This window comes from Bradyrhizobium sp. JR3.5 (assembly GCF_054057015.1).
In genome coordinates this window covers 1,617,285-1,642,405 of sequence record NZ_JBSRYV010000002.1, presented here as the reverse complement: position 1 = coordinate 1,642,405, position 25,121 = coordinate 1,617,285, and the positions used below count along the sequence as shown (strand labels likewise).

Genomic DNA, 25,121 nt, shown 5'->3' with positions numbered 1-25,121 from the left:
TGTCGAATTCACGCGCCGCGCGACGCCTCGGGCTTTCCGCCGGCGTCGCCTTCGAACGACAGCCAGGCGACCAGCGCGACGATCACCGTCAGGAAGGCGAGGCTGGTGTAGATCGTGCCGAAGCCGAGCCCGCCGTACTCACGGGCCTGGGACAGCAGGTCGCCGAACGATGCTCCGAGCGGACGCGTCAGGATGTAGGCGAGCCAGAAGGTCAGCACCGCATTGGTGCCGAGCGCGTAGGCCGCCGCGATCGCCGCGATGAGTGCCGTGAACGCGACCACCCCGACGTTGAAGCCAAGGCCCAGTGTTTCGGTCGCAAGATCGCCCGCAGCCGTGCCGAGCGCGAATGTGAAGAGGATCGCGGCCCAGTAGAACAGTTCGCGCCGTTTGGTCACGATGCTGTGGATCGACAGCGTCCGCTCGACCGAAAACCAGATCGCGAAGGTCGCGGCCAGGGCGATCGCGAAGGCGGCCGTACTGACGTAGAGGCTGATCTCGAGCTTGTCGGTCAGTGCATCGGTGATCTGCGTCCCGACGATGCTGACGAGCACGACCGTCAGCCAGTAGACCCATGGCACGTAACGGTCCATCCGCAGCTGGATGGCCAGCACTGCGGCAAGCAGCGTCATCATCAGCAGCCCGGTTACACTTGGTCCGAGGCCGACATGGACGGCCAGATAATCGGCGCCGGTCTCGCCGACCGTGGTCGACATGATCTTGATGAGCCAGAAGACGAGGGTGACTTCGGGGACCTTGTTCAGCATGCTGCGGCCGATGGGTCTGATATCCAGCACGGTGTGAAGCTCCGCTTTGACAGGGTCGGCGGTTCCGCCGAGTTCGACAGCGAGCGTGCACTGCGAGACTTAGCCGCGGCTTAGGTGGGCGCAGCGGGCCGCCATTTGGGCGCCGAAAGCCCCTAAGCCGCGGCTAAGTCGAAACTGATATGATCGCGCAGGCGTCGCGGGTTTGTTCGGTGCGACGCAGTTTCGCCGGGCCTACTCCCGGTGCTGATCGGGATGGATTTGCCAGGCGATGCGGGTGCTCGTGGTGGAGGACGACAGGATGATCGGCGCCGCCGTCGTCGAGGCGCTGAGGGATGCCGCCTATGCGGTCGACTGGGTGCGCAATGGCGATCTCGCCATCGAAGCCAGCCGCAGCGAGACCTACGACATTGCGCTGCTCGATCTCGGCCTGCCATTGACTGACGGTCTTGACGTTCTCAAGGCGATCCGGGAGCGCGCCTCTCGCCTTCCCGTGATCATTCTCACCGCACGCGATGCGCTGAACGATCGCATCCGGGGGCTCGATCTCGGCGCCGACGATTACCTGGTCAAGCCGTTCGAGATCGCCGAGTTGCTGGCGCGCATGCGCGCGGTGCTGCGGCGCGAGGGCAGCGGAGCGCCGCCGGTGCTGACGAACGGCGAGCTTCACCTCGATCCGGCGACGCGGGAAGCCACGTTCAGCGAAGAGAAGGCCGTGCTCAGCGCTCGCGAGTTCGCCCTGCTACAGGCGCTGCTGGCGCGGCCGGGAACGATCCTGTCCCGTGCCGAGCTCGAACGGCAGATCTACGGCTGGCGCGAGGAGGTCGAGAGCAACGCGGTCGAGTTTCTGATTCACGCCGTGCGCAGAAAACTCGGCGCCGCGGCGATCAGGAACGTGCGCGGCGTCGGATGGATGGTGGATCATTCGAGATGATGAGATCGCTGCGCGGACGCCTGTTCGTTGGACTCACCGCGATCATCCTGTTGACGGGTGCCGTCGGCGGAATTCTGGCGTACAGATGGGCCTACAGCGAAGCGATCGAGATGCAGGACTCCGTCCTGATCCAGATCGGCAGCTTCGCGCTCAGCGCTCCGATCCGGCAAAGCCGCCCGGTCACCGGTGTCGACGCGGAAGCCGAGGTCGCCGTCGTCGAACTCGGCGAGGCGCCGCGCGGCTCCGCAGACGATCGCCGGCTTTGGGGACTGACGGATGGGCTGCACAATGATGTCTATCGCGGGCAGCCGGTCCGCGTGCTGCTTCGGACCCGGCCGGATGGCAGCCGCTTTGCGGTGACGCAGCAGACCGAGATCCGCACCGAGATCGCGGGCGATATGGCCGTGCGCACGCTGTTGCCGATCGCCGCGCTGGTGCCGTGCCTGCTGCTGATGACGGCATTCGTGATCGCCCGATCGATCCGGCCGATGTTGCGCCTTGCCGGCGATCTCGATGCGAGCAGGGTGGATGACGTCGGTGCATTGCCGGCGACGGGCGCGCCGAGCGAGCTGCAGCCGTTCCTTGGCTCGATCAACGGGTTGCTGGGGCGGGTGCGCGTCTTGATGGACCAGCAACGGCGTTTCATCGCCGACGCGGCCCATGAACTTCGAACGCCGGTCACCGCGCTCAGCCTGCAGGCGGAAAATCTCGCCTCGCTCGACATGCCGGCGGAGACGCGCGACCGGCTCGATGCGCTGAAGAGCGGGATGCGGCGCACCAAGCATCTGCTCGAGCAACTCCTGGCGCTGGCGCGTCAGGACGCTGCGCCGGCCATCGTGAGCGCACCCGTGCAGCTGGACAAGATCGCAAAAGGCGTCGTCGCCGATCTGCTGCCTGAGGCGGCGGCGCACAATATCGATCTCGGTTTCACGACGGTCGAGGTGGTCGCGGTGAACGGTGATGAGCTGTCGCTGATCTCGGCGATCCGGAACCTGGTGGAGAACGCAATCAAGTTCACGCCAAATGGTGGGGCTGTCGATCTTGCCGTCGGTCGGGAGGACGGAATGGCCGTCATCCAGATCGAGGACACCGGGCCGGGGATTCCGCCGCAGGATCTGGCGCGGATCGGCGAGCCGTTCTTTCGCGGTGGCCAGCCGAGCGGAGAGGGCGCCGGGCTCGGGCTCTCGATCGTGAAGCGCATCGTCGATCGTGCCGCCGGTTCGGTCCTGTTCGAAAATGTGACCGGTGCCGGACGTTCAGGCCTGCGCGTGACCGTCAAGCTGCCGGCGACCGGTGGGTGAGGCCTGGCGGCCGGCAAAATGCAGCCGCGCGACATTATTGCCATGGCGTCTTGAGAGCCGCCCGGCTTGTCGCTACCAGTGCAGTTCGGATGCGGGCCCCGCGCGCCGCCGGTCGAGACCGGTTCGGATGTCGCGGGCCGACGACAGCAATGCCAGGCATTGGAGCAAGGACGTTTCTCATGGCAAACACGACGGCGGAGCTTGAAGCGTGCCTGCCCGGCGCGCGGCAATCTAACTGGATCGGCGACTACTTGATCGTGGCGTGCACGGTGATGACCGAGGTGCCGGAGGCCTTCGGTCCCTGACCTGTTGCCTTGATGGCAAACGTATCGTTACCCTTGTATTTGGCCTTCGCCCTGTACTCGAAGGTCGATGCGTTGATCTTCTTCAATTTGCCATAGGTCGGCTTTTGCGAGATCGACGAGTCCGTCACCGTGCCGCGGATTCCGATCGGGATCTGGCAACTTTCGCCCGAGGCGACGTCGATATCGCCGGTCGAATTCTCGCCCCAATCCGCCAACGTCACCGACATCGAGCAGTCCGGCACGGCCTGCGCCGACGACGCCGGCGTGACATCTGATGCCGCAAAGATGAACGCCAGGGCGGCGACGACGATACCCGTTTTCATGCAAGGCCCACTGCTGAAGATGTTCGGCGTCGGAATCCTGCAACGTGGAAGCAGGGGTGGCAAGGGCCTCGCCTCAGCTGTGTGACATGGGTTGAAATGCTTGGCGCTTGTTGCGTCGTTGGAGCGCCACCATAGTCGCGCCCGATCCGATCGGGACAAGGGCTCGCGTGACAAGAAAGGGTTCCAATGACTGAAAGCAACAACGGTCAGGCCAACGCTCAGCAAACCGGCTTTGCCGGCGTCACGCGCAAGACCCTTGAGCGACTTGCTCTACCCGGCGATCAGCGCGAGCCTGTCGTTGCCGAGGTGACTTATCCGCCCGGCGGGGTTGCTCCGCTGCACCGGCATCCGGTCGGCGGCGTGATCTTCATCGTCGAGGGCGTTGCCGAGTCCGCCTATGGCGACGAGGCGCCACGGCAATATCGGGCAGGCGAGACCCTGCAGGATCGGGCCGATGTTCCGCACACGCTGTTTCGCAATTGCGACCCGGAACGGCCGCTGCGCTTTCTGACGATCTATGCGCTCGAACCCGGCCGCGCCTACACGATGGAGCCGTAAAGTCTGGGCGCTTCCGTCGGCTGTTCAGATCATCGCGAGCTTGATCCGGCCGCCTTCAATGGTTCCCGCCGCAAGGGCATCGCGAGCCATCTTTTCGAAGGCCGGCCAATTCGCGAGAAGATATTTGTGCGCCTGCATCTTCGTCGGGAATGTGGTTTGCAGGATGCAGTCCTGCCGCGCGTTTCCGTTCGCAATCTGAAAGGACACCGCTTGGGGCCCCTCATTGATCTCTTGTTCGGTGGGCTTGGGAAGCTTGCGCATGCTGCTCCTTCACGAAGATTCTCGCGCCCGTTGCGAATGGAATTCGGTCGCATCCAGAGCCGGGCGATCCGGTCGCGTGGCGCCGCGAGGCTTAATCGACGTCGGCGGCTCCAGCCGCGGTCTTCTTGGCCTTTGCCGGGCGCGGCTTCGACGACTGGTCCGGGCTCTGCGTGTTACGCACGGCCTCGGTCAGCATCTCGCGCAATTCGGCCTTGGTCTTGGGTGCTTCGCGCTTGCTCGGTTTTTGCCAGTTGGTCATTGAGTCTATATGGGGATGCCCGAGGCAAAATGCTACCGCTCTCTCAAGCTTTCGGGTTTACCCCGGCCACCGGCGGCGGAACGGCCAGAAGGAAGCAGACCGATTCCACCAGCAGCTCATGTGCACGGTCGACGATGTCGTCCAGCGATGGCGTCTTCGCGAACATGGCCTGGGCTTCAGCCAACAACTGCTCGCGCGTCGGCATGCTGGGCAGATGCAAATCGGCACGATGCTGCAACAGAAAAAGCGCGTCCCGCACCGACAATCCGGTTTCATGGATTGAGGATTTGATCGCCTGCGCAATGTGTTCGGGGTTGAAACGGCCGGCGAGCTGCTCGGCCGTCCGCTTGATCACACGCGATCCCAGGCGCTGCTCGTTACGGAGAACCTGCGTGGGCGGCGCCTTGAGATCCCAGACGATACCGAGCCAGGACAAGGCCACCAGGACATAATAGGTCGCATCGATCTCCCACCAGCGGAAGCCCTGCCGCGCGCTGCTTTGATAGGCGTGGTGATTGTTGTGCCAACCCTCACCCATCGTAACCAGCGCCAGCAGCCAATTGTTGCGGGAGTCATCGCCCGTCACATACCGCTTGCGTCCGTGAACATGTGCGAGGGAGTTGATGCAAAACGTTGCGTGATACAGCAGCACGGTGCTCCAGAAGAAACCGACCAGGAGCCCCGGCCATCCGGCAACGAGGAAGCACAGACACGCGACCACGACCGCCGGCAAAACCTCGAATTTGTGCAGCCACATCAACTCCGGATATGAGGCAAAATCCGAAACTTTCGTCAGATCAGTTGCATCGTGCTGTCGATAGAAGATCCAGCCGAGATGACTGTACACGAGGCCCTTGTGCAGCGGCGAATGCACATCCTGCTCGGTGTCGGAATGAAGATGGTGATGTCGATGTTTCGCGGCCCACCAAAGGATGCTTTTCTGGGCGCTGCTTTGGGCAAGGAATGCAAGGATGAATTGAAACGCCCGGCTTGTCGAATAAGCTCGATGCGAGAAGTAGCGATGATATCCGGCCGTGATCGCAAACATGCGCAGCCAATACAGCGCGACGCAAATTGCAATCGCTGGCCACGAGATGCCCGACCAGATCGCTGCAAGACACCCGACGTGGACCAGCACGAACGGCAGGACCTGCGGGTACATGATGTCGTCGTGCTGCGGAGCTGGATCGATACTGGTGGACACGCTCGCGACCTCAGCTGCTTCGATGCGCAGGCCGGTTCGCCGGCAGACGGTTCAAGTCCTGGTCCTGGCGGGCATGGCGCGCGGTGTTGATAAAGAGAACCCCGCGGCCGGGTGACCAGTCGCGGGGTCGCGTAACCAGAGGCTTTGCCAGTTCATCCGTGGTCAAAGCAGCATGGCCGATTGTGGCAGCTTACACCGCGCGGAGATTGTCCGCAGCAGATTTGCCGGTCCGGCGGTCCGCAACGATTTCAAAAGAAACCTTCTGACCCTCGTTGAGGGAGCTCATGCCGGCGCGTTCGACGGCGCTGATATGAACGAAAACGTCCTGGCCGCCGTCGTCCGGCTGAATGAAGCCGAAACCCTTCTGGCCGTTAAACCACTTCACAGTTCCCAAGCTCATGGAACATCGTCCTTTAGTAAAGATGCGTGTTTGGAGCCGCACCCGAGGGCGCAGCAGGCTAATTCGAAGTTCAGGGGGTGAGGGTCGTCAGTCAGGCACGCTATCAGCGGCGAGGCCAAGTCGTTCGGCCGAAACTCGATCCGAGGTAAGTAACTACAGTTCGATCGTTCCGCAAGGGGCCTTCCTCCTTTCTCTGCCTGACCGCACGGCGGGGATACCGTGCGATTACGGGCACCTGCGCTAATCCTTCTTCGCCGTCAGGCCGTCGACCATCGCCCGCGTCAAGATCGAGATCTCGCTACGCAGCGCGCCGATCGGCACCGCGATCAGCTTGTGCTCCAGCCCGAGCGCGACCATGCCGTGCACGGCGGAGAACAGGCTGCGCGCGGTGACGCCGAGCTGCGCCGGCGAGCGCTGCGGAAGCAGCGTGGCGAGCGGCTTGTAGATGTGGCGGAACAGTTCCATCTGCTCGGTGATCGCCCATTCCGGCACCGGCTTGCCGGGCTGCATGCGGTGCTCGAACAGCGCGCGCCACAGTTCGAGATTGTCGGCCGCGAAGTCGCAATAGGCGACCGCGATCCGTACCAGCATCTCGCGCGGCGCGGCCGCGCCGCGGATCTCGGCCAGCGACAGCGAAGCATCGAGCCGGGCCAGCGTACGCGAGCCGACGCGCAGGATCAGCTCGTCGACATCCTCGACCAGATTGTAGACGCCGCCATTGGCGATACCGATTTCCTGGGCCAGTTCGCGGGTTTTCAGGCCGCCTAGACCCTTCGCCGCAATGGCCCGTTCCGCCGCCTCGATCAGCGCTTCGCGCAGTTTTGCACGTCGTTCCAATGCTTTGGACATGTTTCACCCGTCGTTAATCACATTCGTGAGCGTTGCTCAAATAAATCTTGAGCGGCGTTCATTATGTGGTACAAGAGATTCATGAGCGATGCTCATAACAGGGAGTGGCCAAATGTTCAAAACTGTTTTGACGATTTTCCGCGGCAGCGTGGCGGCAGCCGAGGAGGAACTGCAAGATCGGACCGCGCTGGTCGTCCTCGACCAGCAGATGCGCGATGCCGCCGCCGCGGTCGACCGCTCGAAACGGACCCTGGCGCTCGCCATTGCCGGCGACGCGCAGGAGGGCCGGCGGCTTGAGGCGACCAATGCCCCGGATCGCCGATCTCGAGGTGCGCGCGTCGGCGGCGCTCGAGGGCGGCCGGGACGACCTCGCCCGCGAAGCCGCGCAGGCGATCGCCAACCTCGAAGCCGAACGCGACGCCGCGATGACCGCGCGCACGCTGTTCGCCACCGAGATCACCCGGCTGAAGCGCCACGTCGCCAATGCCGAGGCGCGCATTGCCGAGCTCGACCGTGGTCGGCGCCTCGCCCGTGCCTCGGAAGCCGTGCGTTCGCTGCGCCGGAGCGGCATCGAGGCGGCGCGGCCCTACGAGTCGACGCTGCCGGAAGCCGAAGCGACGCTGAAGCGGCTGCGCGAGCGGCAGATGGAGATCCAGGCGGCCGATGACGCGCTGTTCGAGATCGACACCGCCTCGGGTCCGCTCGCCACCGCCGAGAAGCTCGCCGAGCAGGGCTTTGGCCCGCGGATGAAATCGACGGCCGACGACGTGCTGGCCCGCCTGAGAGCCAGGCGCTCGCCGGCCGCCTGAGAACTCGAGCCTGAAACCAAGCCAACTTCAAATCACCTATCATCAAGGAGACGACCATGAACCAGAGCATCCAACCCCACAGCGGCAGCTGGGTCACCTTCACCTACGCGTCCTTCGCAGCCTCCGCTTTCCTCGTCGCCGTCGGCGTGTTCTTTCTGCCGATCGACCTCTGGATGAAGGGCTATCTCACGATGGGCATCGTGATGCTGGTCCAGACCTGCGTCACGCTGACCAAAACGGTGCGCGACAATTACGAGAGCAGCAAGTTCGTGAACCGCATCGAGGACGCCAAGGCCGAGCGCCTGCTGATGGAAGTCTCCAAGGCGGCGTAAGAGGCCCTAGCCAGGACGAAGCGGCGGGTGGTTTTCACCCGCCGCTTTTGTTGCGGGGCGAGATCCTCCCGCATCATTGCGAGGAGCTCGCGACAAAATTGCAAAGCAATTTTGCGCTGAAGCGACGAAGATTCCATGGGGAGTGGATAGCGACCAAGTCTGAGGCCAGACTGAGGTTGCACCCATTCAACCTGGAGACGACGATGTTGCTCGATCATCCTTCCGACAAACTGGCCGCTATCCGCACTCAGTTTGGCGCAATTTTCGCGTCATTGGAACTGAGCCGTTCGACTTGGCTGGTCACCTCGCTTTCGCCGGGCAAAGGCGAGAAGATGTCCAAACACAGCGTGGTGGCCGGCGATCTTGCGGAACTGCTGAAGCTGTTCGCGGAGCTGAAGCGCAAGGCGCAGGCGCGCACGGGCGAGAGTTATCCGATCATCACCATCCAGGAGGCGGGGCTGGATGGGTTCTGGCTTCACCGGGCCCTGCAGCAGGAAGGCATTGAGAGCCATGTGGTGGATCCGGCCTCGATTGCGACGCCGCGCCGGCGCCAGCGAGCCAAGACGGACAGGCTGGATGGGGAGACACTGTTGCGGACGCTTCTGGCCTACAAGCGCGGCGAGCCTCGGGTCTGCGCCATGGTTGTTGCTCCCTCTCCCGAAGAGGAGGATCGCCGCCGGCTGTGCCGCGAACGGAGGACATTGATCGCGGAGCGGGTCGAGCATGTGAACCGGATCAAGGGTCTTCTGTTCGCGCAAGGGATATCGGGTTATGCGCCGTTGCGGCGGGATCGACGGAAGCGGCTGGAGGCCTTGCGGACTGGAGACGGGCGCGCATTACTGCCGCATCTGAAGGCGCAGATCGACCGTGAGCTCGACCGGCTCGAACTGCTGCTGGAGCAGATTGCGGCGGTGGAGCGCGAGCAGGATGCGTTGCTGGCCGCGAGCAAGCCGTCGGGCGGGAAGGCTGCATCGACCCCGGTTGCGATGCTGCTCGGTCTGAAGAGTTTGGGCTCGAACTTCGCTGCCGTTCTGTGGTCGGAAGCCTTCTGGCGGCAGTTCGCCAACCGCCGTCAGGTCGCATCTTATGTCGGACTTGCGCCGACGCCCTGGCGCAGTGGTGGGATCGAGCGCGAGCAAGGCGTGTCGAAAGCCGGCAATCCGCGCCTGAGAACCACGATGATCCAGCTCGCTTGGCTCTGGGTGCGCCACCAGCCGCAATCGGCGCTGACCCAATGGTTCAAGGCGCAGTGCGGCCGCAAGCGCGCGATCGTGGCGCTGGCCCGCAAGCTGCTCGTGGCACTGTGGAAATACGTGACCGCCGGCGTCGTGATCGAGGGGGCCGAGATGAAGGCCGCCTGATGCGTGGCTTCCTGCAAGCTTAAAACCAATCTGCCGAGGTTGATCAGCCTCGGCCGATCCGGGCGGACGAACCGATGGATTGCATGGCTTCAAACGCCGCAACGAAGAATGGTCCCGTCCTCTCGAGCCTGCCCGCCGCAAGCGGAATGTTGGTGCAGTCGCCACCGAGCGACGACCGAATGTGAGTTTGATCTGGCATGCAAACCAGATTGCCCGAACTGGCTCGACCCTTGGATCGCCGAACATAGGAGGAGTTCACGCCGCACTTCCCGACCCGACGAGCCTGAAGGCGTGCTCGCTCAGCTCAAGACCAAGCCGCTTCGCGGCGGCCCTGCCGGGCCGGTCTTGACCTGATCTGCGCGCGCCTTCCAAACCGGCCCATGGTCGGGACGAAGAGCTGGCCCGAAAATCGAACAAAGAGCTGACCATAAATCTTGACACACCAAATCCCCATGTGAGCAATCCATCGTGCCGCGTGCGCGGAAGGATGGATTGCTTCGGTTCGCTCGCAATGACGGGTGGATAGGTCGCAGGCCTCTTACGACCAACTTGTTCCGTTTCCGGAAGGCCTTGTTTACCCTGCGGCAAACCGCGCCAGGTTGCGCTCATGGCTCCTTAACAGGCCAAAGTGCAGAGATCGCGCCCCAGGGACAGAGAAATGGCGTCCACGGACAATCGCACCCCCGCTTCGCGCGGCAGCAGGAGCCTTGCCAAGGCGCGCGCGGCCTTTGACGGCCTGCGCAGCCATGGCGGCTTCTGGCTGAAGGCGCTGTCGCAGCCGACCATCGATCTCACCTTGCGCACCCAGGCCGGCCAGCGCACCCGTATCGTCGAATCGCCCGGCCTGTCGCTGCCGAAGGACGAGCTCGACGCGCTGGTCGAGCAGCTCCGCGTCGTTGCCGCCAAGACGCTGCCCGAGGAGAGTCTGAGCTACGGCATCTTCTCCGGCGAGCCGGAGCGGCTGTCGCGCGCCATCATCACGCTGATCTCAGAGGAAGACACCGGGCGGCCGATCGCGTTCAACGCCCTGTCGGTGATGGACGTGCCGCTCGACGGCGAGCCCACTGAAGTCACCCATCTCGGCCTCGTCATGGTCGATCCCGATGTGCGCGGGCAGGGGCTGTCCTGGGTGCTCTATGGCCTGACCGCGCTGGTGCTGTTTGCCCGCGACGGGCTGCGGCCGAAATGGATCTCCAATGTCACCCAGGTGCCGGCGGTGGTCGGCATGGTCAGCGACACCTTCTCGGACGTATTCCCGTCACCGTTGCCCGGCGCCCGGCAGAGCTTTGCGCATCTGCAACTCGCCCGCGGCATCATGGCAAGGCATCGCGCGGTGTTCGGCGTCGGCGAGGAGGCCGGCTTCGACGAGGCGCGCTCGGTGATCACCAATGCCTATACCGGCGGCTCGGATGCGCTGAAGAAGACCTTCGAGATCGCGCCGAAGCATCGCGACGCCGTCTACAACGAATTTTGCGAGCGCGAGCTCGATTACGGCCGCGGCGACGATGTGCTGCAGATCGGCCGCGTCGATCTTGCCGGCGCGCGCCGCTACCTGATGAGCGAGGTGCCTTCAGGCTCGCTGCCGGCGCTGCTCGCGACGTCCGCAATGCTGGCATTGCAGCGGCTGGTGCTGCCGGTGGTCTACTGGATGGACGACACCCGCGCCTTCGGCACGCTGCGGCCGCGCAGGCAGGAGAGCGGGGCCGCGCGATGAACTTCGATTACTACTCCTTCACCGGCCGCAACATCGGCTTCATCGACGAGCAAGAGCAGCAGCTCTTGCGCCAGGCGCGGGTGTTCGTGTGCGGCGTCGGCGGCATGGGCGGCGCGGCCTTCATGGCGCTGGCGCGCGCCGGCGTCGGCAAGTTCGTGATCGCCGACATCGATCGCTTCGAGGTCTCCAATCTTAATCGCCAGGTGTTCGCCTTCGCCGACGAGGTCGGCCGCGAGAAGGCGGCGGTGGCGGCCGAAGCCGCCAGACGCATCAACCCGACCATCGAGGTCGAGGTGCTCGGCGAGAACTGGACCAGTGCGCTCGCCGGGATTGCCGAACGCTGCCCGGTCATCGTCAACGGCATGGACGATATCGCCGCCGGCGTGCATCTGTACCGGACCGCCAAGCGCGCCGATGCAACCGTGATCGACGCCTACATGTCGCCGCTGCCGTCGGTAATCGTGGTGCGCCCGCACGATCCCAGACCCGAGGAGCGCCTCGGCTTTCCCACGCTGGCCAAGGACTGGACCGAGATCACCGAGGACGACCGCCGCGCCGCGATGCGTGGCGAGATCGAGCACGTCATGCTGCATTCCTCGTCGCGCAACTATGTCGACCTCGCGATCGCCGGTGAAGTCGCGGCCGGCCGCCGCAGCCGGATGTCGTTCGCGCCGATGGTGATCTCGACCGGCATGCTGATGGCCTATGAGGCGGTCGCGCTGATTCTGGGCCGCACCTCCGGCACCGATTGCCGCGGCTGGTTCCTCAACCCGCACCGGCCGGCGATCGAGAAGCCGCGCAATGCGCTGATCGCCGCCCTGATGCGCCCGCTGGTGCGGCGGGCGATCGATCAATTGACGGGCGTCGCATGACCTCGGGGGTGATCGCCGATTCCATCGTCAATCTCTGCGGTGCCATCGGCGTCGCGGTCGCGATGATGACGTTCTACCGGCGCGATCCCAGGAGCCCGTTGACGCGTCGCCTGCTGCTCGCGCTCGGTGTGATCGCGCTCCTGTTCCTCGACCGTGGCCTGGCGTGGTGGAGCGGAAGCTGGCTGCTCGACCGCCTCTCGGTGATCCCGGCCTCGCTGATTCCGCTCGGCGCGCTGATCGTCACCGAAGGCATCCTGCGCCGCCACGCGCCGCGCGCGGTCAAGATCGCAGCGCTTGCCGGCGGCATCCTGCTCGGCCTCGGCGGCACGTTCGGGCTGCAGCGCCTGGTGATGCCCTATGCGATCACACTGGCGCTGTTCCAGCTCATGGGCTTTGCGACCTGCGCGCTGCTGCTGGCGACGCGCGACCGCGCCTCGCTGATGGCTTCGGAAAACCGCAGCATCGGTCGCATGGCGGTCGGGGCGCTGGTGGTGATCCCGTTCATCCTCACCGATTTCCGCACGCTGTTTCCCGATATTCCGGTCCGGCTCGGCGCGCTGGGTGCGCTGCTCACGGTGACCGTGATGCTGATCGCCGGCGGCGGCGCCGAGACGCGGCGGCATGGGCTCGCGATGATGGCGCTGCGGCTGATCTCTTCGGGGCTGCTCGGACTTGCCGCCGCCTTCATGGCGCCCGATGTCGACGCCGCCCAGATGATTCGGTTCGTCGCGGTCGCCATCGCCGGCGTGCTGACCATCGGGCTGATGACGGATGCGCTGCGGGCGCTGTTCGAATCGCAGGAACCCGGCGTGCTCAATTCGGTCGCGGCGTCGCCGGCGCAGACACGGGAGCAGTTGATCGCCGAACTCGCACGGCATCCGATCTTCGAGAGTGCGCGCCGCTTCCGCGAAGACGAGCTCGGACCTTACGATCCGCCGCTGCTCCGCGACTTCCTGTCGGCGAGGCGAGTGCTGCGCCGCTCCGAGGCGCCGTGGGGACTGGCGCCGACCGACCCCGCCGCCGAGCGCATGGCCTCGCTGATATCAGCCAACAGCGCCTCCCATGTCATCGTGCTCGCGCACGATCCGCTCGACCTGATCGTGCTCGCCGTGCCTGTGACCGCGGCCGATCCCGCCACCGAAACCGCGCTGGCGCTGGTGCGGCGGCTCTTGGCGCTGACCCCGGAGGCCAAATGACGCTCGATATCCGGGAGGGCGACCGCAGGGCGGCCTTCGACGCCGCGCTCAATGCCTATGGGCCCGACAGCCTCTACGTGCCGCCGCTGTGGAGCGATTTCGACCGGATGTTCGATGCCGCGAAGAACCCGTTCATCACCGAAGGCCACGGCCGCTATGCGCTGTTCTCGGCGCATCGCGACGGCCGCCCGGTCGGCCGCATCGCCGCCTCGATCCACGATGCCTCCAACCGCAAGCACGGCACGCGCCACGGCGCGTTCGGCTTCTTCGACTGTGTCGACGAGCCCGATGTCGCCGATGCGCTGCTCGGCACCGCCGAGCAGTGGCTGGCCGCGCGCGGCATGAGCCGCATCGCCGGCAATTTCAATCTCACGGCGATGCAGCAGATCGGCGTGATGACCGACGGGTTCGACCATGCGCCGTTCACCGACATGATGTGGTCGCCGCCGTATATCGCACGCCACCTCGAACGCGCCGGCTATGCGGCGACTTTCCCGATGACGACGTTCGAGATCGCGCTCGACGGCGGCAAGCCGGAGCAATTGCTCGGCGACAAGCAGCGCGCGGTGCTCGCCGATCCGGAGTTCGTCTGGCAGCCCATCAAGCGCTCCGCCTTCATGCTGCGGCTGGAGGATGCGCGGCTGATCCTGAACGACGGCTTCGCCGACAACCCGATGTTCGTGCCGTCGACCGCGGCCGAATATCTGTTCCAGGCCGGCGACATGATGTGGATCATCGACAAGCGGATTTCGACCGTGGTCTATCACCGCGGCCGCCCAGCAGGCGCGATCATCGCGATCCCCGATCTCAACCCGCTGATCAAGGCGATCGGCGGCCGGGTCGGGTTATCAGCACCGTTCAGATTCGTGCAGCACCGCATGATGAACACCCGCGCGGTGCTGATCTATCAGTCGGTTTGCCGCGACCTGCACAATCGCGGCCTCAACGGCGCCATGCTCTACCGCACCGCGCTGGCGTTGCAGGAGGCCGGCTATCGTACGCTCGGCGGCACCTGGATCGCCGACATCAACGCGCCGTCGCTGCGCCAGATCGAAAAGGCCGGCGCCACGCCGCTGCACCGGCTGCATCTGTTCACCAAGCGGCTGGCCGCGCCATGAGCGAGCTGACGCCGGATTTGCTGCGCGAGCTGGTCGCGGAGGCGCGGCTGGCGCCGAGCGTCCACAACATCCAGCCGACCCGCTGGCGCCTGCTTGGCGACGGGCGGCTGGCGCTCGTCGACGCGACCTGGGTCCGCGCGCCGGTCGCTGACCCAGCCGGACACGACGTGCTTGTGTCGCACGGCGCGGCGCTGGAGGGCATGAGCCTCGCGCTCAACCGCCGCGGCTTCGCAATCACGGCCATGACCACGATCGAGCAGCCGCTGTCGCCGCAATTTGCCGCACTCTGCAGCTTTGCGATCAGGCAAGGTGTCGCGCCCGATCCGTTGGCCGGCCATGTGGCGCACCGGATGTCGTGGCGCGGCAAGTTCGCGGCGTCGCCGGATCAGGCCGCGCCGCTGGTGCAGCTTGCCGTCACGCGTGAAGATTTGATCTGCATTGGTGACCGCCAGACGATTGCCGATATCGCCGGCTGGGCCGACCAGGCCGAGTTCTCCTTTGTCCGCGGCGACGACTATCGGGCCGAACTGCTCGAATGGATGCGGCTGTCGCCCAGCCATCCGCACTATCTGCTGGATGGTCTCAATCGCGATGCGCTTGCCATGAATGCGGTCGAGGCCACCGCCGCGCGCTACGTGCTCGGCGGTCTGTTCAAGCCGCTCGATCGTCTCGGCCTCGCCGCATCGCTGCTGTCAGACAGCGCCAAGACCGCATCGGCCGCGGCGATCGTCCTGTTCTGTCGTCCGGTCGGTGAGGATCCACTCACGACGGGGCGGCATTTCTACCGCAGCTGGCTGGAGGTCGATCGCGCCGGGCTCGCGGCGTGCCCGATCTCGGCGCTGGCCGATCACCCTGACTTCAACGACCGGCTGCGCAAGCTCGGCAAGATCGGCACCGATCTGTGCCTCGTCAACGTGTTCCGCATCGGCTGGCCCTCCAAACCGCTGAAACCGCGGCATTTCCGGCTGCCGGTCGACCGGCTCATTGTCTAGAGCGGGATGGAGTTAGGTTGAATCGTGTTTGGCCCCGGATTCGGGTCACCTCTCCCCACCGGGGAGAGGTCGATTTGCGCAGCAAATCGGGTGAGGGGCCGCAGTTCCAATGAGAGACCGCAACCCCTCACCCGGCGCTTCGCGCCGACCTCTCCCAAAGGAGAGGTGGACCTCCGATGCCGTTCCAACTCGACTTGATCTCATAACGCTTTAGGCGCCTACGGATAAGGTGCGATATCCGCTGTCAAAGCTTCATGCGGTCGTGCTATGACGCCGCCCGCTAACCAAAGACCGGTGGAGATGATGTCGAAGCAATCGCTGCGCGAGGAGGCCGAGCGCCTGATCCGCGAGACCATGGAAAAGCGGAACCTGGTCATCAAGCAGGGCACGACCCGGATCGAGGCCGTTTGCGGTAAATGCGGCGCGCCGAACCGGGTGCAGGCGGAAAAGGGCCAGTCCCGCGTCAAGTTCACCTGCAAGAATTGCGACCACAAGCAGGAAACGCTGTAGGCAAGCCCCTAACGCATCCTGTTCTATTGTCCCGTCATCCTGAGGAGCCGCGAAGCGGCGTCTCGAAGGATCGACGGCCACCGGCCGGGCCGTGCATCCTTCGAGACGCGCGCAAGAGCGCGCTCCTCAGGATGACGGTGATAGCCCGCAGGTGGGATGGCAGAGCGTACCCACCCCACAAAGCCCCTCTACTTGAACGCCTCACAGACCGTGGTGCGATCCGGGCCGTGGTCCGCAGCGAGACGCTGCGCCACCAGGCGTCCAGCGCGTGGCGGTCGCAGGCGAGCTTCACGCTCATGCCGCCGGCGAACTTGATCCAGTCGGCAAAGCTTTGGCATGACATCGCGATCACGACGGGAACGTCGGCGTCGAGCGCGCGCTCGATCACAAAGCCAAGGCCCTTGCCATCGCGCTCCCGCTTGCCGAAGCGGTTGACGATGACGAGATCGGCGCCTTCAGCGAGCGCATCGGCGACGCGGACGCCTGCGTCCTGCAGCCGCGACAGATCGAGCTTGCAGCCGCTCGCACCCGGAATCGGCGGCTGCGCCAGCAGCAGCGTCTCGCCGCTATGGACCAGTACTGCCGAAAGGCTGGAATCCGCACATTGGCCGGTCTGTACCATGCCGACGACACGCGAGCCGTGCGCCTTCAGGTCGCCGGCGAAGTCGCGCAGGATGGCGCCGGGATCGTCATCGTCGTCATAGACCAGGGCGGCAAGGTCGCATTGGGCGTCGAACATGACGGGCTCTGTTCGTTGTGGAGGAGAGAGGCGGCCGCGGCGCCTGGGCGTCGCGGCCGCATGTTTTCGGATCAGGCGGCCGGCGGGCCGTTGATGATCTGCAGCTGGGTGAATTCGGCGAGACCTTCCTCGGCGAATTCGGTGCCGATGCCCGACTGCTTGGCGCCGCCGAACGGAATGTTCGGGGCCATGTCGAGGTGCTTGTTGATCCACACCGTGCCGGCCTCGATCTGGGTCGCGATCTCGTGCGCCCGCTTGATATCCGACGACCAGACCGAAGCGCCGAGGCCGTAGGTGGTGGCGTTGGCGCGGCGGATCACGTCATCCTTGTCGAAGTACTTGATGACAGGCAGCACGGGGCCGAACTGCTCCTCGTCGACCAGCTTGGAGCCTTCCTTGATGTCGCGCACGATGGTCGGCTCGATGAAATAGCCGGGACGATCCATCGCGGCGCCGCCGGCAATCACATTGCCGTTCTTGCGGGCGTCGTCGAGGAACGCCTTCACTTTCTCGTACTGCATCTTGTTCTGCAGCGGGCCGAGCTTGGTGCCCTGCTTGGAGCCGTCATCGACGACGGTGTTCTTCGCAATGGCGACCAGCTCGTTGCAGATTTCGTCATACACCGACTCATGCACATAGAGCCGCTTGATGGCGAGGCAGACCTGGGGCCGGAATTCTGGAACGCGCCTTCGAAGATGCCGGGCGCCACCTTCTTCGGATCGACGTCGTCGAGCACGATGCCGGCGTCGTTGCCGCCGAGTTCGAGCGTGATCCGTTTCAGGGTCTGCGATGCGCTCGCCATCACCTTCTGGCCGGTTGCCGTCGAACCGGTGAAGGAGATCTTGCGGATGTCAGGGTGCTTGGTCATGTGGTCGCCGAGATCGTTGGCATCGGTGATGAAGTTGAGCACGCCCTTCGGCAGGATGTCCTTGACCAGCTCGGCAAAGCGCAGCGAGGCCAGCGGCGTGGTCGGCGCAGGCTTCACCACCAGGGTGTTGCCGGCGAGCAGCGCTGACGGCAGCTTGAACGCCAGGATCAAGAGCGGATAGTTCCAGGGAATGATCGCGCCGACCACGCCGAGCGGGCGGCGATAGGCCTCGACCTTGCGGTCGCCGGAATTCTCGACCACGCGCATCGGCAGATCGAGCGAGCCGAGGTAGCGGAAGAAGCCCGCCATGCCCATGACCTCGCCGGTGGCATCCGCGAGCGGCTTGCCCTGTTCGCTGGTCAGGACATGCGCGAGCTCGTTGGTGTCGGCCTCGATCGCTTCGGCCATCTTGATGATGAGCTTGCGCCGCTCCTCCATCGGCGTGGCGGCCCATGCCGGGTAGGCGGCCTTCGCGGCGGCGACGGCCTTGTCGAGCTGGTCCTTGGAGGCGCGTGGGCATTGCGCCACCACCTCTTCGGTCGCCGGATTGAGCACCGGCATGGTCTGGTCGCCGGGTACCATCTTGCCGTCGATGAGAAGCTTGTAATCACTCATAGGCTTTGCTCTCCCTGGTCAAACGGGCCCTTCGCAGGCTTCGCTATATCCTATCATATATCACGATCGCGGCGGGCGGGCCACGGCCAAAGCGGGCCCCCGAATAACGGCTGGACGGTGGCCGGCCGAGCGATATATCTTTGCGAATATAACGAAGAAATGATCTGGAGTGCCGGTATGCAGATCGAAACCCAGGAGCTCACCACCTGCGAAGTCGCGGCCGACGGCTGCGCGATTTCGCTGGGATTTGTCGACGGCAAGGGTGAGCCCGCAACCATCCGCCTGTCGATCAACCAAGTCGGCGCGCTGGTCATGACGCTGCCCGGGCTGATCAGCAAGGCGCTGCAGACCCGTTTCGGCGACCAGAGCTTGCGCTACGCCTATCCGCTGGATTCATGGGTGATCGAGCAGTCGACCGATCCGGCCCATGGCATGATGACGCTCAAGACGTCGGACGGCTTCAGCGTCTGCTTCTCGATCCCGCGTGCGCAGCAGAGCGAGCTCGGCGAGGCGCTGGCGGCGCAGCCGGCGACGCCGGTGCGCGTGCGGGCGAATTGAGAGTTCGTAGCAACCATTAGCGTTTCCGATTGTGTGCGATTGAATTGCCCGATCGCCGTTGAGACTGACGCCGTGCTCGCGGCCATCAAGGCGTGGCCTGGCGAGAGTGGGGATGTGGCGGCATTTGAGCGACGGCCATCCTTGACGGCCGCTGTGCGCGGCGTCCTCGTGACGGCAGGTCGGGACGAAGAAACGGTGCCCCGATCGAACAAAGAAACGCTTCAGCTTGCCGGAGCGACGACTGGCAAGTGAGCTTGCCAAGGGATCGCTCGAGCCACCACGGTGTTGATGAAGATGAGCAGCTTCCTGGCGCAGGCGATCAGGGCACGCTTGTGGCCTTTGCCGGCGGCGATCAATCGTTTGTACAGGGCGATGAGCTGCGGATTCCAGCGAAAGGACGCCGCCAGCGCCGCAGCGTAGAGCGCCTGGCGCAGACGCTTGCGTCCACCGTCGATGTGACGAGCGCCGATGTGTTCGCCGCTGTCGTCGTCATACGGCGCAAGGCCCGCAAGTGCTGCAGCCTGCTCGCGGCTGACCTGGCCGATCTCGGGCATCCGGACCAGGACGGCGACCGCAGTCGGCAGCCCGGCCCCACCGACGCTGTGGATCAGGTCGAGCCGGGCGGGCGAGATCGTGTTGCTCGCGGATCGCCGCCACCAGAGCCTTGAACTCAACCCGTTCGCGCTTGGCCAGACGAGCGATGTCGTCTTTCCATAGCTTTTGGATACGCGCGTCGCGACAGCTCTCGAGCCGGTTCTTGAATCGCGCGATATCTTCTCCGATCTGATCAATCAGCGTCAGATGTCCGGCCAAGGGCGGTAATCTGGCGTCGGGTGCCGGGTGGATCTTCTTGACCGCAGCGGTGCAGGCGGCGATCAGCGCGGCATCGATCCGATCGTTCTTGGCGCGCTGCCCGCGGTATTTGGCATAGGCACGCACCTGCGCCGGCTGGAACACCACGACGACAAACCGCTTGCGCCGCAGCTCGACGACGACCGGCTGCTCATAGCCACCACTCGCCTCGATCCCAACCCGCCTGACCTTGTGGCGCCCAAGCCACTCCAACAGCGTCTTGTAACCATCCGCCGTGTTCTCCACCTGCAGCTGGTCCGAGCCGTCGGCGAGAGCGCCACGTCGAGCTTCCGTTTGCCGATATCGATTCCGGCACAGATTGTGATACGCTTGGCCATCTTCCTCGACCCTCCCTTGTGATGCGAACCTAGAGTTCGTTCAACCATGCGGGTCCCGATGAAGTGCCGATCGCGATCTTGCTACGAACGACAGCCCTCAAGGCTTCGATGGGTATCGATCCGATCGATCAGCGGCCCAGCCCGGGCGGCCACCCGAGCTGGGCCATTCCTCTCGGAACGAGGCCAGTCTAATCCAGCGCGCTAATACAAGGATGGGTGGAGCGAAGCGACACCCATCAAACAGCGGACCGCAGGAGAGATGATGGGTTTCGCTTCGCTCTACCTATCCAACGATTCCCTGCATCCTACTTCCCCTTCACAAACGCCGCGAACGCGTCGCCGAAATCCGGATGCCAGCGCGACAGCGGCGGGCGGTTCTCGACGATATCGCCGGCGGCCCACAGGATGCGGCGTTCGTCGAGTGCGCGCGGCACGTCGTTATCGGGGCACAGGATATAGAAATCGCCGGCGGCGAGGTGCTCGATCATGAAGTCGACGGTCTGCTCCGCAGTCCAGGCGCCGGCGGGCTTTTCGGTGCGGCCGCGCGCGGTCAGCCCGGTAAAGACAAAACCCGGGATCAGGAGATGCGCCGTGATCTCGCAGCCGTCGGTGTTGCGCAGCTCGTGCTGCAGAGCCTCGGTGAACGCCTTCACGCCGGCCTTGGAGACGTTGTAGGCGGGATCGCCCGGCGGCGTGGTGATGCCTTGCTTGGAGCCGGTGTTGATGATCAGCCCGGGCCGGCCGCGCTTGATCATGTTGGGCGCAAACGCCTGAGTGCCGTTGATGACGCCCCACAGATTGACGCCAAGGATGCGCTGCCAATTGTCCGCGGGCCCGAACATCGCGCTGCCGGGCTGGATGCCGGCATTGTTCATCAGGATGTCGGTGCCGCCAAACTTTTTCGCGACGGCGGCCTCGAGGCTTGCGACCTCGTCGGCGCGGCTGACGTCGACCGCAGCCGTCATGATGTCGGCGGCGCCGCCGGGTGCGGCAGATGACAGTCTTGCCGCCGCCGCCTTCAGCCTGTCATCGCCGAGATCGGCGATGCAGACCTTCATGCCGGCTTCGGCAAACCGCGTCGCCGCGGCAAGCCCGATGCCGGATGCGCCTCCGGTGATCACGGCAACATGATTGGCTGATATCACGGGGTGGGGCATCGTCGGTCTCCGGACACATCTGTGGCTGAGGTTTCCATAGCGTTTTCAAGCGAAGTGGTTCCCGGTTCGCGTGAAGAAAACGCGTCAAACAACAAGGCTGGAGTTTGGTTCTGATTTCGATCAGAACCGAACTCCATTCTAGCATATCGCATCCACCATGCACGCAGGTGCATGGGAGGTTTTCATGCGCGCCACCCTCGACAACGCTTGCCTCGCTTTACGGTTTCGCGTCCGCGCTGTAGAATCCTCGATATAACGCTTCCAAAACACCTCAGCCGACATTTTACAGGGAGTGCAAACATGGCTGTCTCGCAGGCTGTTCCGATCACGCGCCATCCTTATGCCGATGGCTCCTACAAGAAGATGCTGATCGACGGCAAATGGGTCGACGCCGCCTCCGGCAAGACATTCGAAACCCATAACCCCGCAACCGGTGAATTGCTCGCCTCCGTCGCCGAGGGCGATGCCGAGGACATCAACCGTGCCGTTGCAGCGGCGCGCCGCGCGTTCGAAGGGCCCTGGAGCAAGGTGAAGCCGTTCGAGCGGCAGAACATGCTGCTCAAGCTCGCCGAGCTCGTCGAAGCCAATTTCGAGGAGCTGTCCCAGCTCGACACGCTCGACATGGGCGCGCCGATCAGCCGCACCCGCGGCAACAAGCTGCGCGCGCTCGGCATGCTGCGTTACTATGCCGGTCAGGCCACCGCGATCCACGGCGAGACCATCGAGAACTCGCTGCCCGGCGAGATCTTCTCCTACACGCTGAAGGAGCCGATCGGCGTGGTCGGCGCCATCATCCCCTGGAACGGCCCGCTGACCGCCTCGATCTGGAAGATCGGCCCCGCGATTGCGACCGGCTGCACCGTGGTGCTGAAGCCGGCCGAGGAATCGCCGCTGACCTCGCTGCGCATCGGCGAACTCTGCATGGAAGCCGGCATTCCGCCCGGCGTCGTCAACGTCGTGCCAGGCTACGGCGAGACCGCGGGCGCCGCGCTGGCGTCGCACCCGGATGTCGACAAGGTCGCCTTCACCGGCTCGCACGTCACGGGACAATCGATCATCCGTGCGTCGGCCGGCAACCTCAAGCGCGTCTCGCTCGAGCTCGGCGGCAAGTCGCCGGACATCGTGTTCGCCGACGCCGATCTCGATGCCGCGGTGCCGGGAGCTGCGATGGCGGTGTTCGCCAATTCCGGCCAGATCTGCAGCGCCGGCACGCGGCTGTTCGTCGAGCAAAAGGTCTATGACGAATTCGTCGGCCGCGTCGCCGAGTTCGGCAAGAAGCTTCAGGTCGGCAACGGCCTCGATCCCAACACCCAGATCGGGCCGCTGGTGTCGCAGCAGCAGATGGACCGGGTCTCCGGCTATCTCGACATCGGCCAGAAGGAAGGCGCCAAGGCGCTGGCCGGCGGCGGCCGCCTCACCGAGGGCGCGCTGTCGAAGGGCTATTTCGTGCAGCCGACCGTGTTTGCCAATGTGCAGGACAACATGCGCATTGCGCAGGAGGAGATCTTCGGCCCGGTGATCTCGGCGATCTCGTTCAAGGATCCGGACGAGCTGATCAAGCGCGCCAACGCCACCACCTTCGGCCTCGGCTCGGGCGTGTGGACCACGAATGTCAGCAAGGCGCACCAGGTCGCGAAGGCGCTGCGCGCGGGCTCGGTCTGGGTCAATTGCTACCAGGCGATGGATCCGGCCGTGCCGTTCGGTGGCTACAAGATGAGCGGCTACGGCCGCGAGTCCGGTAAGCAGCACGTCGAGGAATATCTCAACGTCAAGGCGGTCTGGATCAAGACGGGCTAGGCGGTACTTCTTCTTACCTCTCCCCGCTTGCGGCTATCGCATTCACACATCTGGGTTGCGATTAGCGGTAAAGCGGGATTCTCTATCGGTAGGCAAGCCGGTGGAGGTTTTGATGGCCGGGGTGGCATATGGACTGGGACGATTTGGCGATCGTCGCCTGGAAAAAGGGGGGCGCGGCTGCATGCGGCGCTGGTGGCCCGACCTGGCTCGTGCATCCGCCGCCTCGGTGAGGACCGTGCGGGCGAGATGCAGTTTCGCCGGCTTCTTCACAATCCGTCGGTGACGGCCGCAGAGATGTCACGGCATGCCGGAGACCTCACCGGGCAGCGAGCGGCTGGTCGGCATGTTGTTGTCGCACAGGACACGTCGGAATTGATCTTGGGCGGCCGGCGGTCGCGACAATGCTACGGACCGGTCGCCAAAGGCAATGCCGCGGGTTTGTTGCTGCATGTGGCACTGGCGGTAGAGGCCGAGACGCAAGGGTTGCTCGGTCTGGTCTCGATGCAGGTTTGGAACCGTAACCGAGAGGAGTTGGCACCACGGCGCAAGCGGGCGACGGCGGCTAAGGAATCGCAACGATGGATCGAGAGCAGCGAACGGGCGGGTGAGGTACTGGCTGCGGCGGCCAGCGTCACGATGGTATCGGACCGCGAAAGCGACTTTTACGAACTGTTCGTGAAGCGTCCGCAAAACGTCGAATTGGTTGTGAGGGCCTGCCAGAATCGGCGGATCGAGGGGGCCGAAGAAGACCCGGATTTGCTGTTCACCTTCATCGACGCCCAGGCCGAACAAGGGCGCGTTGCCATGACGGTCCCCGCCGCACCAGGACGGCGCGCGCGCGATACCGAGTTCGCAGTGCGCTTCGCGCCGGTGGCCGTATGCCGGCCGCTCCATGGAGCCGATCCGACGTTGCCCGAGACGGCTCACCTGACGCTGGTCGATGTCCGCGAGGTATCGGAGCCGAAAGACGGTAGCGCACCTCGTGCATTGGCGGCTTTTGACTACCCACGCTGTCGCTACATTGAACGACGCGCGTCAAGTGGTCGGCTTCTACCGGACGCGTTGGGTGATCGAGGAGTTCTTCCGTACGCTCAAGACGGCAGGCTTCGATATAGAGGAAGCCGATATCGGCGACCCGCAGGCCATGATCAACTTCGTCGCTGCTGCAGCCGTTGCGGCCATCACCATCAAGCAACTCGTCCAGGCCCGCGACGGCAACACGGATCAGCTCCTGAGCGATGCCTTCGAGCCAGACGACCAACCCATCCTCGAAGCCGTCTCCGCCCGGCTCGAAGGCAAGACCGAGCGGCAACGCAATCCGCACCCGAAGGGATCCCTGGCCTTTGTCGCTTGGGTCATCGCACGCCTCGGCGGCTGGACCGGCTACTACGGCAAGCCGGGTCCCAAAGTCATCCGCATCGGCCTTGCCAAGTTCCACGCCATCAAATACGGCGCCAATCTAAGGCTTCAGAATGTGTGAATCTGATAGCCGCTTGCGGGGAGAGGTCGCCGCGCTCTTGCGCGGCGGGTGAGGGGGTACAGGTCTCAACTCTCGGCTCGCTCGTAGAGGGAAGCCTTCAGCCAACGCCCGCACTGTTTCGGAATATTAGAAATATACCCCTGATTTGCCCGACGCGTCAAGCTATCTTGTCGGGCGCCGGCCGCCGCCGGCTACTGTGCATGGGGTTGTTTTCGATATTTTCGCAACGCGTCGCTTGCTGCGGCCGCCGGTTCCCGCGTTTACCGCCCCGCGGCCTTCCTCGGCTTGCCGATGTCGCTGCGTAGCGCTTCGAGATCCTTGCGCACGGCGGTGGCCGCATCGCGCTCGATCTTGCGGTAGCGCGCCACCAGGGAGAGGCCGAACGGGGTCAGCACCGCGCCGCCGCCATTCTTGCCGCCGGTCTGCCGTTCCACCGCCGCCTGGCGGCAGATGCGGTTGATCTCGTCGACCAGGTCCCAGGCGCGCTTGTAGCTCATGTCCATGGCGCGGCCGGCGGCGGAGATCGAGCCGCATTCCTTGATCCGCTCGAGCAGCAGGATCTTGCCCGGTCCGATGCGGTCTTCGGCATCGAGATCGATGCGGACGCTCAACGAGGGGAGCGACGTGGCGCTCGTTTTCGACATGGCAAGCCTGCTTG

Annotated in this window: 27 protein-coding genes and 2 pseudogenes; 15 read left to right on the top strand and 14 right to left on the bottom strand. The window is 64.6% G+C overall.

The window, feature by feature from the left end; translation table 11 throughout:
- Positions 1 to 8: 8 nt before the first annotated feature.
- Positions 9 to 785, bottom strand: coding sequence for a COG4705 family protein (locus tag ACVWW1_RS24650; RefSeq protein WP_456660667.1), 777 nt, complete (start codon positions 783 to 785; stop codon positions 9 to 11).
- A 247-nt stretch (positions 786 to 1,032) separates the two neighbouring features.
- Here ACVWW1_RS24650 and ACVWW1_RS24645 point away from each other — a divergent pair, with 247 nt between their 5' ends.
- Both ACVWW1_RS24645 and ACVWW1_RS24640 read left to right on the top strand, forming a co-directional pair.
- Positions 1,033 to 1,695: a response regulator transcription factor gene (locus ACVWW1_RS24645; RefSeq protein WP_456657730.1), complete on the top strand. Its 663-nt coding sequence runs from the start codon at positions 1,033 to 1,035 to the stop codon at positions 1,693 to 1,695.
- Complete coding sequence (locus ACVWW1_RS24640) at positions 1,692 to 2,996, top strand: ATP-binding protein (RefSeq protein ID WP_456657729.1); 1,305 nt, start codon at positions 1,692 to 1,694, stop codon at positions 2,994 to 2,996. The genes ACVWW1_RS24645 and ACVWW1_RS24640 overlap by 4 nt, the downstream gene beginning before the upstream one ends.
- Positions 2,997 to 3,243: 247 nt before the next feature.
- Here the strand turns inward: ACVWW1_RS24640 and ACVWW1_RS24635 are convergent, their stop codons facing one another.
- Positions 3,244 to 3,624 (bottom strand): hypothetical protein, encoded by a 381-nt coding sequence (locus tag ACVWW1_RS24635; RefSeq protein WP_456657728.1) that lies wholly within the window; start codon positions 3,622 to 3,624, stop codon positions 3,244 to 3,246.
- A 186-nt stretch (positions 3,625 to 3,810) separates the two neighbouring features.
- Between ACVWW1_RS24635 and ACVWW1_RS24630 the strand changes: the two genes are divergently transcribed.
- Entirely contained in the window at positions 3,811 to 4,182 is a 372-nt protein-coding gene (locus ACVWW1_RS24630) for a cupin domain-containing protein (RefSeq protein WP_456657727.1), read from the top strand.
- A gap of 24 nt (positions 4,183 to 4,206) precedes the next feature.
- On the opposite strand, the gene ACVWW1_RS24625 is transcribed toward ACVWW1_RS24630, so the two are convergent.
- The 5 genes from ACVWW1_RS24625 to ACVWW1_RS24605 form a co-directional block, all read right to left on the bottom strand.
- Entirely contained in the window at positions 4,207 to 4,443 is a 237-nt protein-coding gene (locus ACVWW1_RS24625) for a hypothetical protein (protein ID WP_456657726.1), read from the bottom strand.
- Positions 4,444 to 4,534: 91 nt separating this feature from the next.
- Positions 4,535 to 4,702 carry a hypothetical protein gene (locus ACVWW1_RS24620; RefSeq protein WP_456657725.1) on the bottom strand — a complete coding sequence of 56 codons (168 nt, stop codon included), beginning with the start codon at positions 4,700 to 4,702 and terminating at the stop codon, positions 4,535 to 4,537.
- Between the two features lie 43 nt (positions 4,703 to 4,745).
- Complete coding sequence (locus tag ACVWW1_RS24615) at positions 4,746 to 5,864, bottom strand: acyl-CoA desaturase (RefSeq protein WP_456660666.1); 1,119 nt, start codon at positions 5,862 to 5,864, stop codon at positions 4,746 to 4,748.
- A gap of 232 nt (positions 5,865 to 6,096) precedes the next feature.
- Positions 6,097 to 6,306 carry a cold-shock protein gene (locus ACVWW1_RS24610; RefSeq protein ID WP_092123914.1) on the bottom strand — a complete coding sequence of 70 codons (210 nt, stop codon included), beginning with the start codon at positions 6,304 to 6,306 and terminating at the stop codon, positions 6,097 to 6,099.
- 240 nt (positions 6,307 to 6,546) lie between these two features.
- Positions 6,547 to 7,155 carry a TetR/AcrR family transcriptional regulator gene (locus ACVWW1_RS24605; protein ID WP_456657724.1) on the bottom strand — a complete coding sequence of 203 codons (609 nt, stop codon included), beginning with the start codon at positions 7,153 to 7,155 and terminating at the stop codon, positions 6,547 to 6,549.
- A 112-nt stretch (positions 7,156 to 7,267) separates the two neighbouring features.
- Between ACVWW1_RS24605 and ACVWW1_RS24600 the strand changes: the two are divergent.
- The 9 genes and pseudogenes from ACVWW1_RS24600 (at position 7,268) to ACVWW1_RS24560 (ending at position 16,059) form a co-directional block, all read left to right on the top strand.
- Positions 7,268 to 7,964, top strand: a pseudogene (locus tag ACVWW1_RS24600) (PspA/IM30 family protein).
- 56 nt (positions 7,965 to 8,020) lie between these two features.
- On the top strand, positions 8,021 to 8,296 hold the full coding sequence (locus ACVWW1_RS24595; protein WP_456657723.1) for a YiaA/YiaB family inner membrane protein: 276 nt from the start codon (positions 8,021 to 8,023) through the stop codon (positions 8,294 to 8,296).
- A gap of 203 nt (positions 8,297 to 8,499) precedes the next feature.
- A complete protein-coding gene (locus ACVWW1_RS24590; protein WP_456655413.1) occupies positions 8,500 to 9,657 on the top strand; it encodes an IS110 family RNA-guided transposase in 1,158 nt (385 codons plus the stop codon).
- 658 nt (positions 9,658 to 10,315) lie between these two features.
- Positions 10,316 to 11,371, top strand: a complete 1,056-nt coding sequence (locus ACVWW1_RS24585; protein WP_207832903.1) for a hypothetical protein — start codon at positions 10,316 to 10,318, stop codon at positions 11,369 to 11,371.
- Positions 11,368 to 12,243, top strand: a complete 876-nt coding sequence (locus ACVWW1_RS24580) for a HesA/MoeB/ThiF family protein (protein WP_456657722.1) — start codon at positions 11,368 to 11,370, stop codon at positions 12,241 to 12,243. The genes ACVWW1_RS24585 and ACVWW1_RS24580 overlap by 4 nt, the downstream gene beginning before the upstream one ends.
- Positions 12,240 to 13,439, top strand: a complete 1,200-nt coding sequence (locus tag ACVWW1_RS24575; protein ID WP_456657721.1) for a hypothetical protein — start codon at positions 12,240 to 12,242, stop codon at positions 13,437 to 13,439. Before ACVWW1_RS24580 ends, ACVWW1_RS24575 begins: the two co-directional genes overlap by 4 nt.
- Positions 13,436 to 14,557, top strand: a complete 1,122-nt coding sequence (locus ACVWW1_RS24570) for a GNAT family N-acetyltransferase (RefSeq protein ID WP_456657720.1) — start codon at positions 13,436 to 13,438, stop codon at positions 14,555 to 14,557. The genes ACVWW1_RS24575 and ACVWW1_RS24570 overlap by 4 nt, the downstream gene beginning before the upstream one ends.
- Positions 14,554 to 15,549: a hypothetical protein gene (locus ACVWW1_RS24565; protein WP_456657719.1), complete on the top strand. Its 996-nt coding sequence runs from the start codon at positions 14,554 to 14,556 to the stop codon at positions 15,547 to 15,549. Before ACVWW1_RS24570 ends, ACVWW1_RS24565 begins: the two co-directional genes overlap by 4 nt.
- Positions 15,550 to 15,852: 303 nt before the next feature.
- Positions 15,853 to 16,059: a hypothetical protein gene (locus ACVWW1_RS24560; RefSeq protein WP_024581255.1), complete on the top strand. Its 207-nt coding sequence runs from the start codon at positions 15,853 to 15,855 to the stop codon at positions 16,057 to 16,059.
- Between the two features lie 34 nt (positions 16,060 to 16,093).
- Here ACVWW1_RS24560 and ACVWW1_RS24555 read toward each other — a convergent pair whose 3' ends face one another.
- The gene (locus tag ACVWW1_RS24555; RefSeq protein WP_456657718.1) at positions 16,094 to 16,798 is read right to left on the bottom strand and encodes a DUF2478 domain-containing protein; all 705 of its coding nucleotides are present in this window, start codon (positions 16,796 to 16,798) and stop codon (positions 16,094 to 16,096) included.
- 71 nt (positions 16,799 to 16,869) lie between these two features.
- A pseudogene (locus ACVWW1_RS24550) lies at positions 16,870 to 18,281 on the bottom strand (aldehyde dehydrogenase family protein).
- A 177-nt stretch (positions 18,282 to 18,458) separates the two neighbouring features.
- On the opposite strand from ACVWW1_RS24550, the gene ACVWW1_RS24545 reads away from it, so the two are divergent.
- Positions 18,459 to 18,839 carry a hypothetical protein gene (locus ACVWW1_RS24545; RefSeq protein WP_456657717.1) on the top strand — a complete coding sequence of 127 codons (381 nt, stop codon included), beginning with the start codon at positions 18,459 to 18,461 and terminating at the stop codon, positions 18,837 to 18,839.
- Positions 18,840 to 19,060: 221 nt separating this feature from the next.
- On the opposite strand, the gene ACVWW1_RS24540 is transcribed toward ACVWW1_RS24545, so the two are convergent.
- The 3 genes from ACVWW1_RS24540 to ACVWW1_RS24530 all read right to left on the bottom strand — a co-directional run bounded on the left by ACVWW1_RS24540 (position 19,061) and on the right by ACVWW1_RS24530 (position 21,186).
- Complete coding sequence (locus ACVWW1_RS24540; protein WP_456660665.1) at positions 19,061 to 19,447, bottom strand: transposase; 387 nt, start codon at positions 19,445 to 19,447, stop codon at positions 19,061 to 19,063.
- Positions 19,329 to 19,937, bottom strand: a complete 609-nt coding sequence (locus ACVWW1_RS24535; protein ID WP_456657716.1) for an IS110 family transposase — start codon at positions 19,935 to 19,937, stop codon at positions 19,329 to 19,331. Before ACVWW1_RS24535 ends, ACVWW1_RS24540 begins: the two co-directional genes overlap by 119 nt.
- A gap of 397 nt (positions 19,938 to 20,334) precedes the next feature.
- The gene (locus ACVWW1_RS24530; RefSeq protein ID WP_456657715.1) at positions 20,335 to 21,186 is read right to left on the bottom strand and encodes an SDR family NAD(P)-dependent oxidoreductase; all 852 of its coding nucleotides are present in this window, start codon (positions 21,184 to 21,186) and stop codon (positions 20,335 to 20,337) included.
- A 300-nt stretch (positions 21,187 to 21,486) separates the two neighbouring features.
- On the opposite strand from ACVWW1_RS24530, the gene ACVWW1_RS24525 reads away from it, so the two are divergent.
- On the top strand, positions 21,487 to 22,983 hold the full coding sequence (locus tag ACVWW1_RS24525) for an aldehyde dehydrogenase family protein (protein WP_456657714.1): 1,497 nt from the start codon (positions 21,487 to 21,489) through the stop codon (positions 22,981 to 22,983).
- Between the two features lie 297 nt (positions 22,984 to 23,280).
- Here the strand turns inward: ACVWW1_RS24525 and ACVWW1_RS24520 are convergent, their stop codons facing one another.
- Positions 23,281 to 23,877 carry a hypothetical protein gene (locus tag ACVWW1_RS24520; RefSeq protein ID WP_456657713.1) on the bottom strand — a complete coding sequence of 199 codons (597 nt, stop codon included), beginning with the start codon at positions 23,875 to 23,877 and terminating at the stop codon, positions 23,281 to 23,283.
- Between the two features lie 46 nt (positions 23,878 to 23,923).
- Here ACVWW1_RS24520 and ACVWW1_RS24515 point away from each other — a divergent pair, with 46 nt between their 5' ends.
- The gene (locus tag ACVWW1_RS24515; protein WP_456657712.1) at positions 23,924 to 24,463 is read left to right on the top strand and encodes a transposase; all 540 of its coding nucleotides are present in this window, start codon (positions 23,924 to 23,926) and stop codon (positions 24,461 to 24,463) included.
- A gap of 260 nt (positions 24,464 to 24,723) precedes the next feature.
- Here ACVWW1_RS24515 and ACVWW1_RS24510 read toward each other — a convergent pair whose 3' ends face one another.
- A complete protein-coding gene (locus ACVWW1_RS24510) occupies positions 24,724 to 25,107 on the bottom strand; it encodes a winged helix-turn-helix domain-containing protein (protein WP_173638651.1) in 384 nt (127 codons plus the stop codon).
- Between the last annotated feature and the right edge of the window lie 14 nt (positions 25,108 to 25,121).

Bases quoted from the DNA above. Each gene is read 5' to 3' on its own strand.
- ACVWW1_RS24595 (WP_456657723.1), top strand. From the start codon at position 8,021: ATGAACCAGAGCATCCAACCCCACAGCGGCAGCTGGGTCACCTTCACC.
- ACVWW1_RS24525 (WP_456657714.1), top strand. From the start codon at position 21,487: ATGGCTGTCTCGCAGGCTGTTCCGATCACGCGCCATCCTTATGCCGAT.
- ACVWW1_RS24630 (WP_456657727.1), top strand. From the start codon at position 3,811: ATGACTGAAAGCAACAACGGTCAGGCCAACGCTCAGCAAACCGGCTTT.
- ACVWW1_RS24520 (WP_456657713.1), bottom strand. From the start codon at position 23,877: ATGGAGCGGCCGGCATACGGCCACCGGCGCGAAGCGCACTGCGAACTC.
- ACVWW1_RS24620 (WP_456657725.1), bottom strand. From the start codon at position 4,702: ATGACCAACTGGCAAAAACCGAGCAAGCGCGAAGCACCCAAGACCAAG.
- ACVWW1_RS24625 (WP_456657726.1), bottom strand. From the start codon at position 4,443: ATGCGCAAGCTTCCCAAGCCCACCGAACAAGAGATCAATGAGGGGCCC.
- ACVWW1_RS24545 (WP_456657717.1), top strand. From the start codon at position 18,459: ATGCAGATCGAAACCCAGGAGCTCACCACCTGCGAAGTCGCGGCCGAC.
- ACVWW1_RS24570 (WP_456657720.1), top strand. From the start codon at position 13,436: ATGACGCTCGATATCCGGGAGGGCGACCGCAGGGCGGCCTTCGACGCC.
- ACVWW1_RS24575 (WP_456657721.1), top strand. From the start codon at position 12,240: ATGACCTCGGGGGTGATCGCCGATTCCATCGTCAATCTCTGCGGTGCC.
- ACVWW1_RS24510 (WP_173638651.1), bottom strand. From the start codon at position 25,107: ATGTCGAAAACGAGCGCCACGTCGCTCCCCTCGTTGAGCGTCCGCATC.
- ACVWW1_RS24560 (WP_024581255.1), top strand. From the start codon at position 15,853: ATGTCGAAGCAATCGCTGCGCGAGGAGGCCGAGCGCCTGATCCGCGAG.
- ACVWW1_RS24580 (WP_456657722.1), top strand. From the start codon at position 11,368: ATGAACTTCGATTACTACTCCTTCACCGGCCGCAACATCGGCTTCATC.
- ACVWW1_RS24645 (WP_456657730.1), top strand. From the start codon at position 1,033: ATGCGGGTGCTCGTGGTGGAGGACGACAGGATGATCGGCGCCGCCGTC.
- ACVWW1_RS24555 (WP_456657718.1), bottom strand. From the start codon at position 16,798: ATGTTCGACGCCCAATGCGACCTTGCCGCCCTGGTCTATGACGACGAT.
- ACVWW1_RS24530 (WP_456657715.1), bottom strand. From the start codon at position 21,186: ATGCCCCACCCCGTGATATCAGCCAATCATGTTGCCGTGATCACCGGA.
- ACVWW1_RS24590 (WP_456655413.1), top strand. From the start codon at position 8,500: ATGTTGCTCGATCATCCTTCCGACAAACTGGCCGCTATCCGCACTCAG.
- ACVWW1_RS24615 (WP_456660666.1), bottom strand. From the start codon at position 5,864: ATGTACCCGCAGGTCCTGCCGTTCGTGCTGGTCCACGTCGGGTGTCTT.
- ACVWW1_RS24640 (WP_456657729.1), top strand. From the start codon at position 1,692: ATGATGAGATCGCTGCGCGGACGCCTGTTCGTTGGACTCACCGCGATC.
- ACVWW1_RS24635 (WP_456657728.1), bottom strand. From the start codon at position 3,624: ATGAAAACGGGTATCGTCGTCGCCGCCCTGGCGTTCATCTTTGCGGCA.
- ACVWW1_RS24565 (WP_456657719.1), top strand. From the start codon at position 14,554: ATGAGCGAGCTGACGCCGGATTTGCTGCGCGAGCTGGTCGCGGAGGCG.
- ACVWW1_RS24585 (WP_207832903.1), top strand. From the start codon at position 10,316: ATGGCGTCCACGGACAATCGCACCCCCGCTTCGCGCGGCAGCAGGAGC.
- ACVWW1_RS24605 (WP_456657724.1), bottom strand. From the start codon at position 7,155: ATGTCCAAAGCATTGGAACGACGTGCAAAACTGCGCGAAGCGCTGATC.
- ACVWW1_RS24610 (WP_092123914.1), bottom strand. From the start codon at position 6,306: ATGAGCTTGGGAACTGTGAAGTGGTTTAACGGCCAGAAGGGTTTCGGC.
- ACVWW1_RS24515 (WP_456657712.1), top strand. From the start codon at position 23,924: ATGTCCGCGAGGTATCGGAGCCGAAAGACGGTAGCGCACCTCGTGCAT.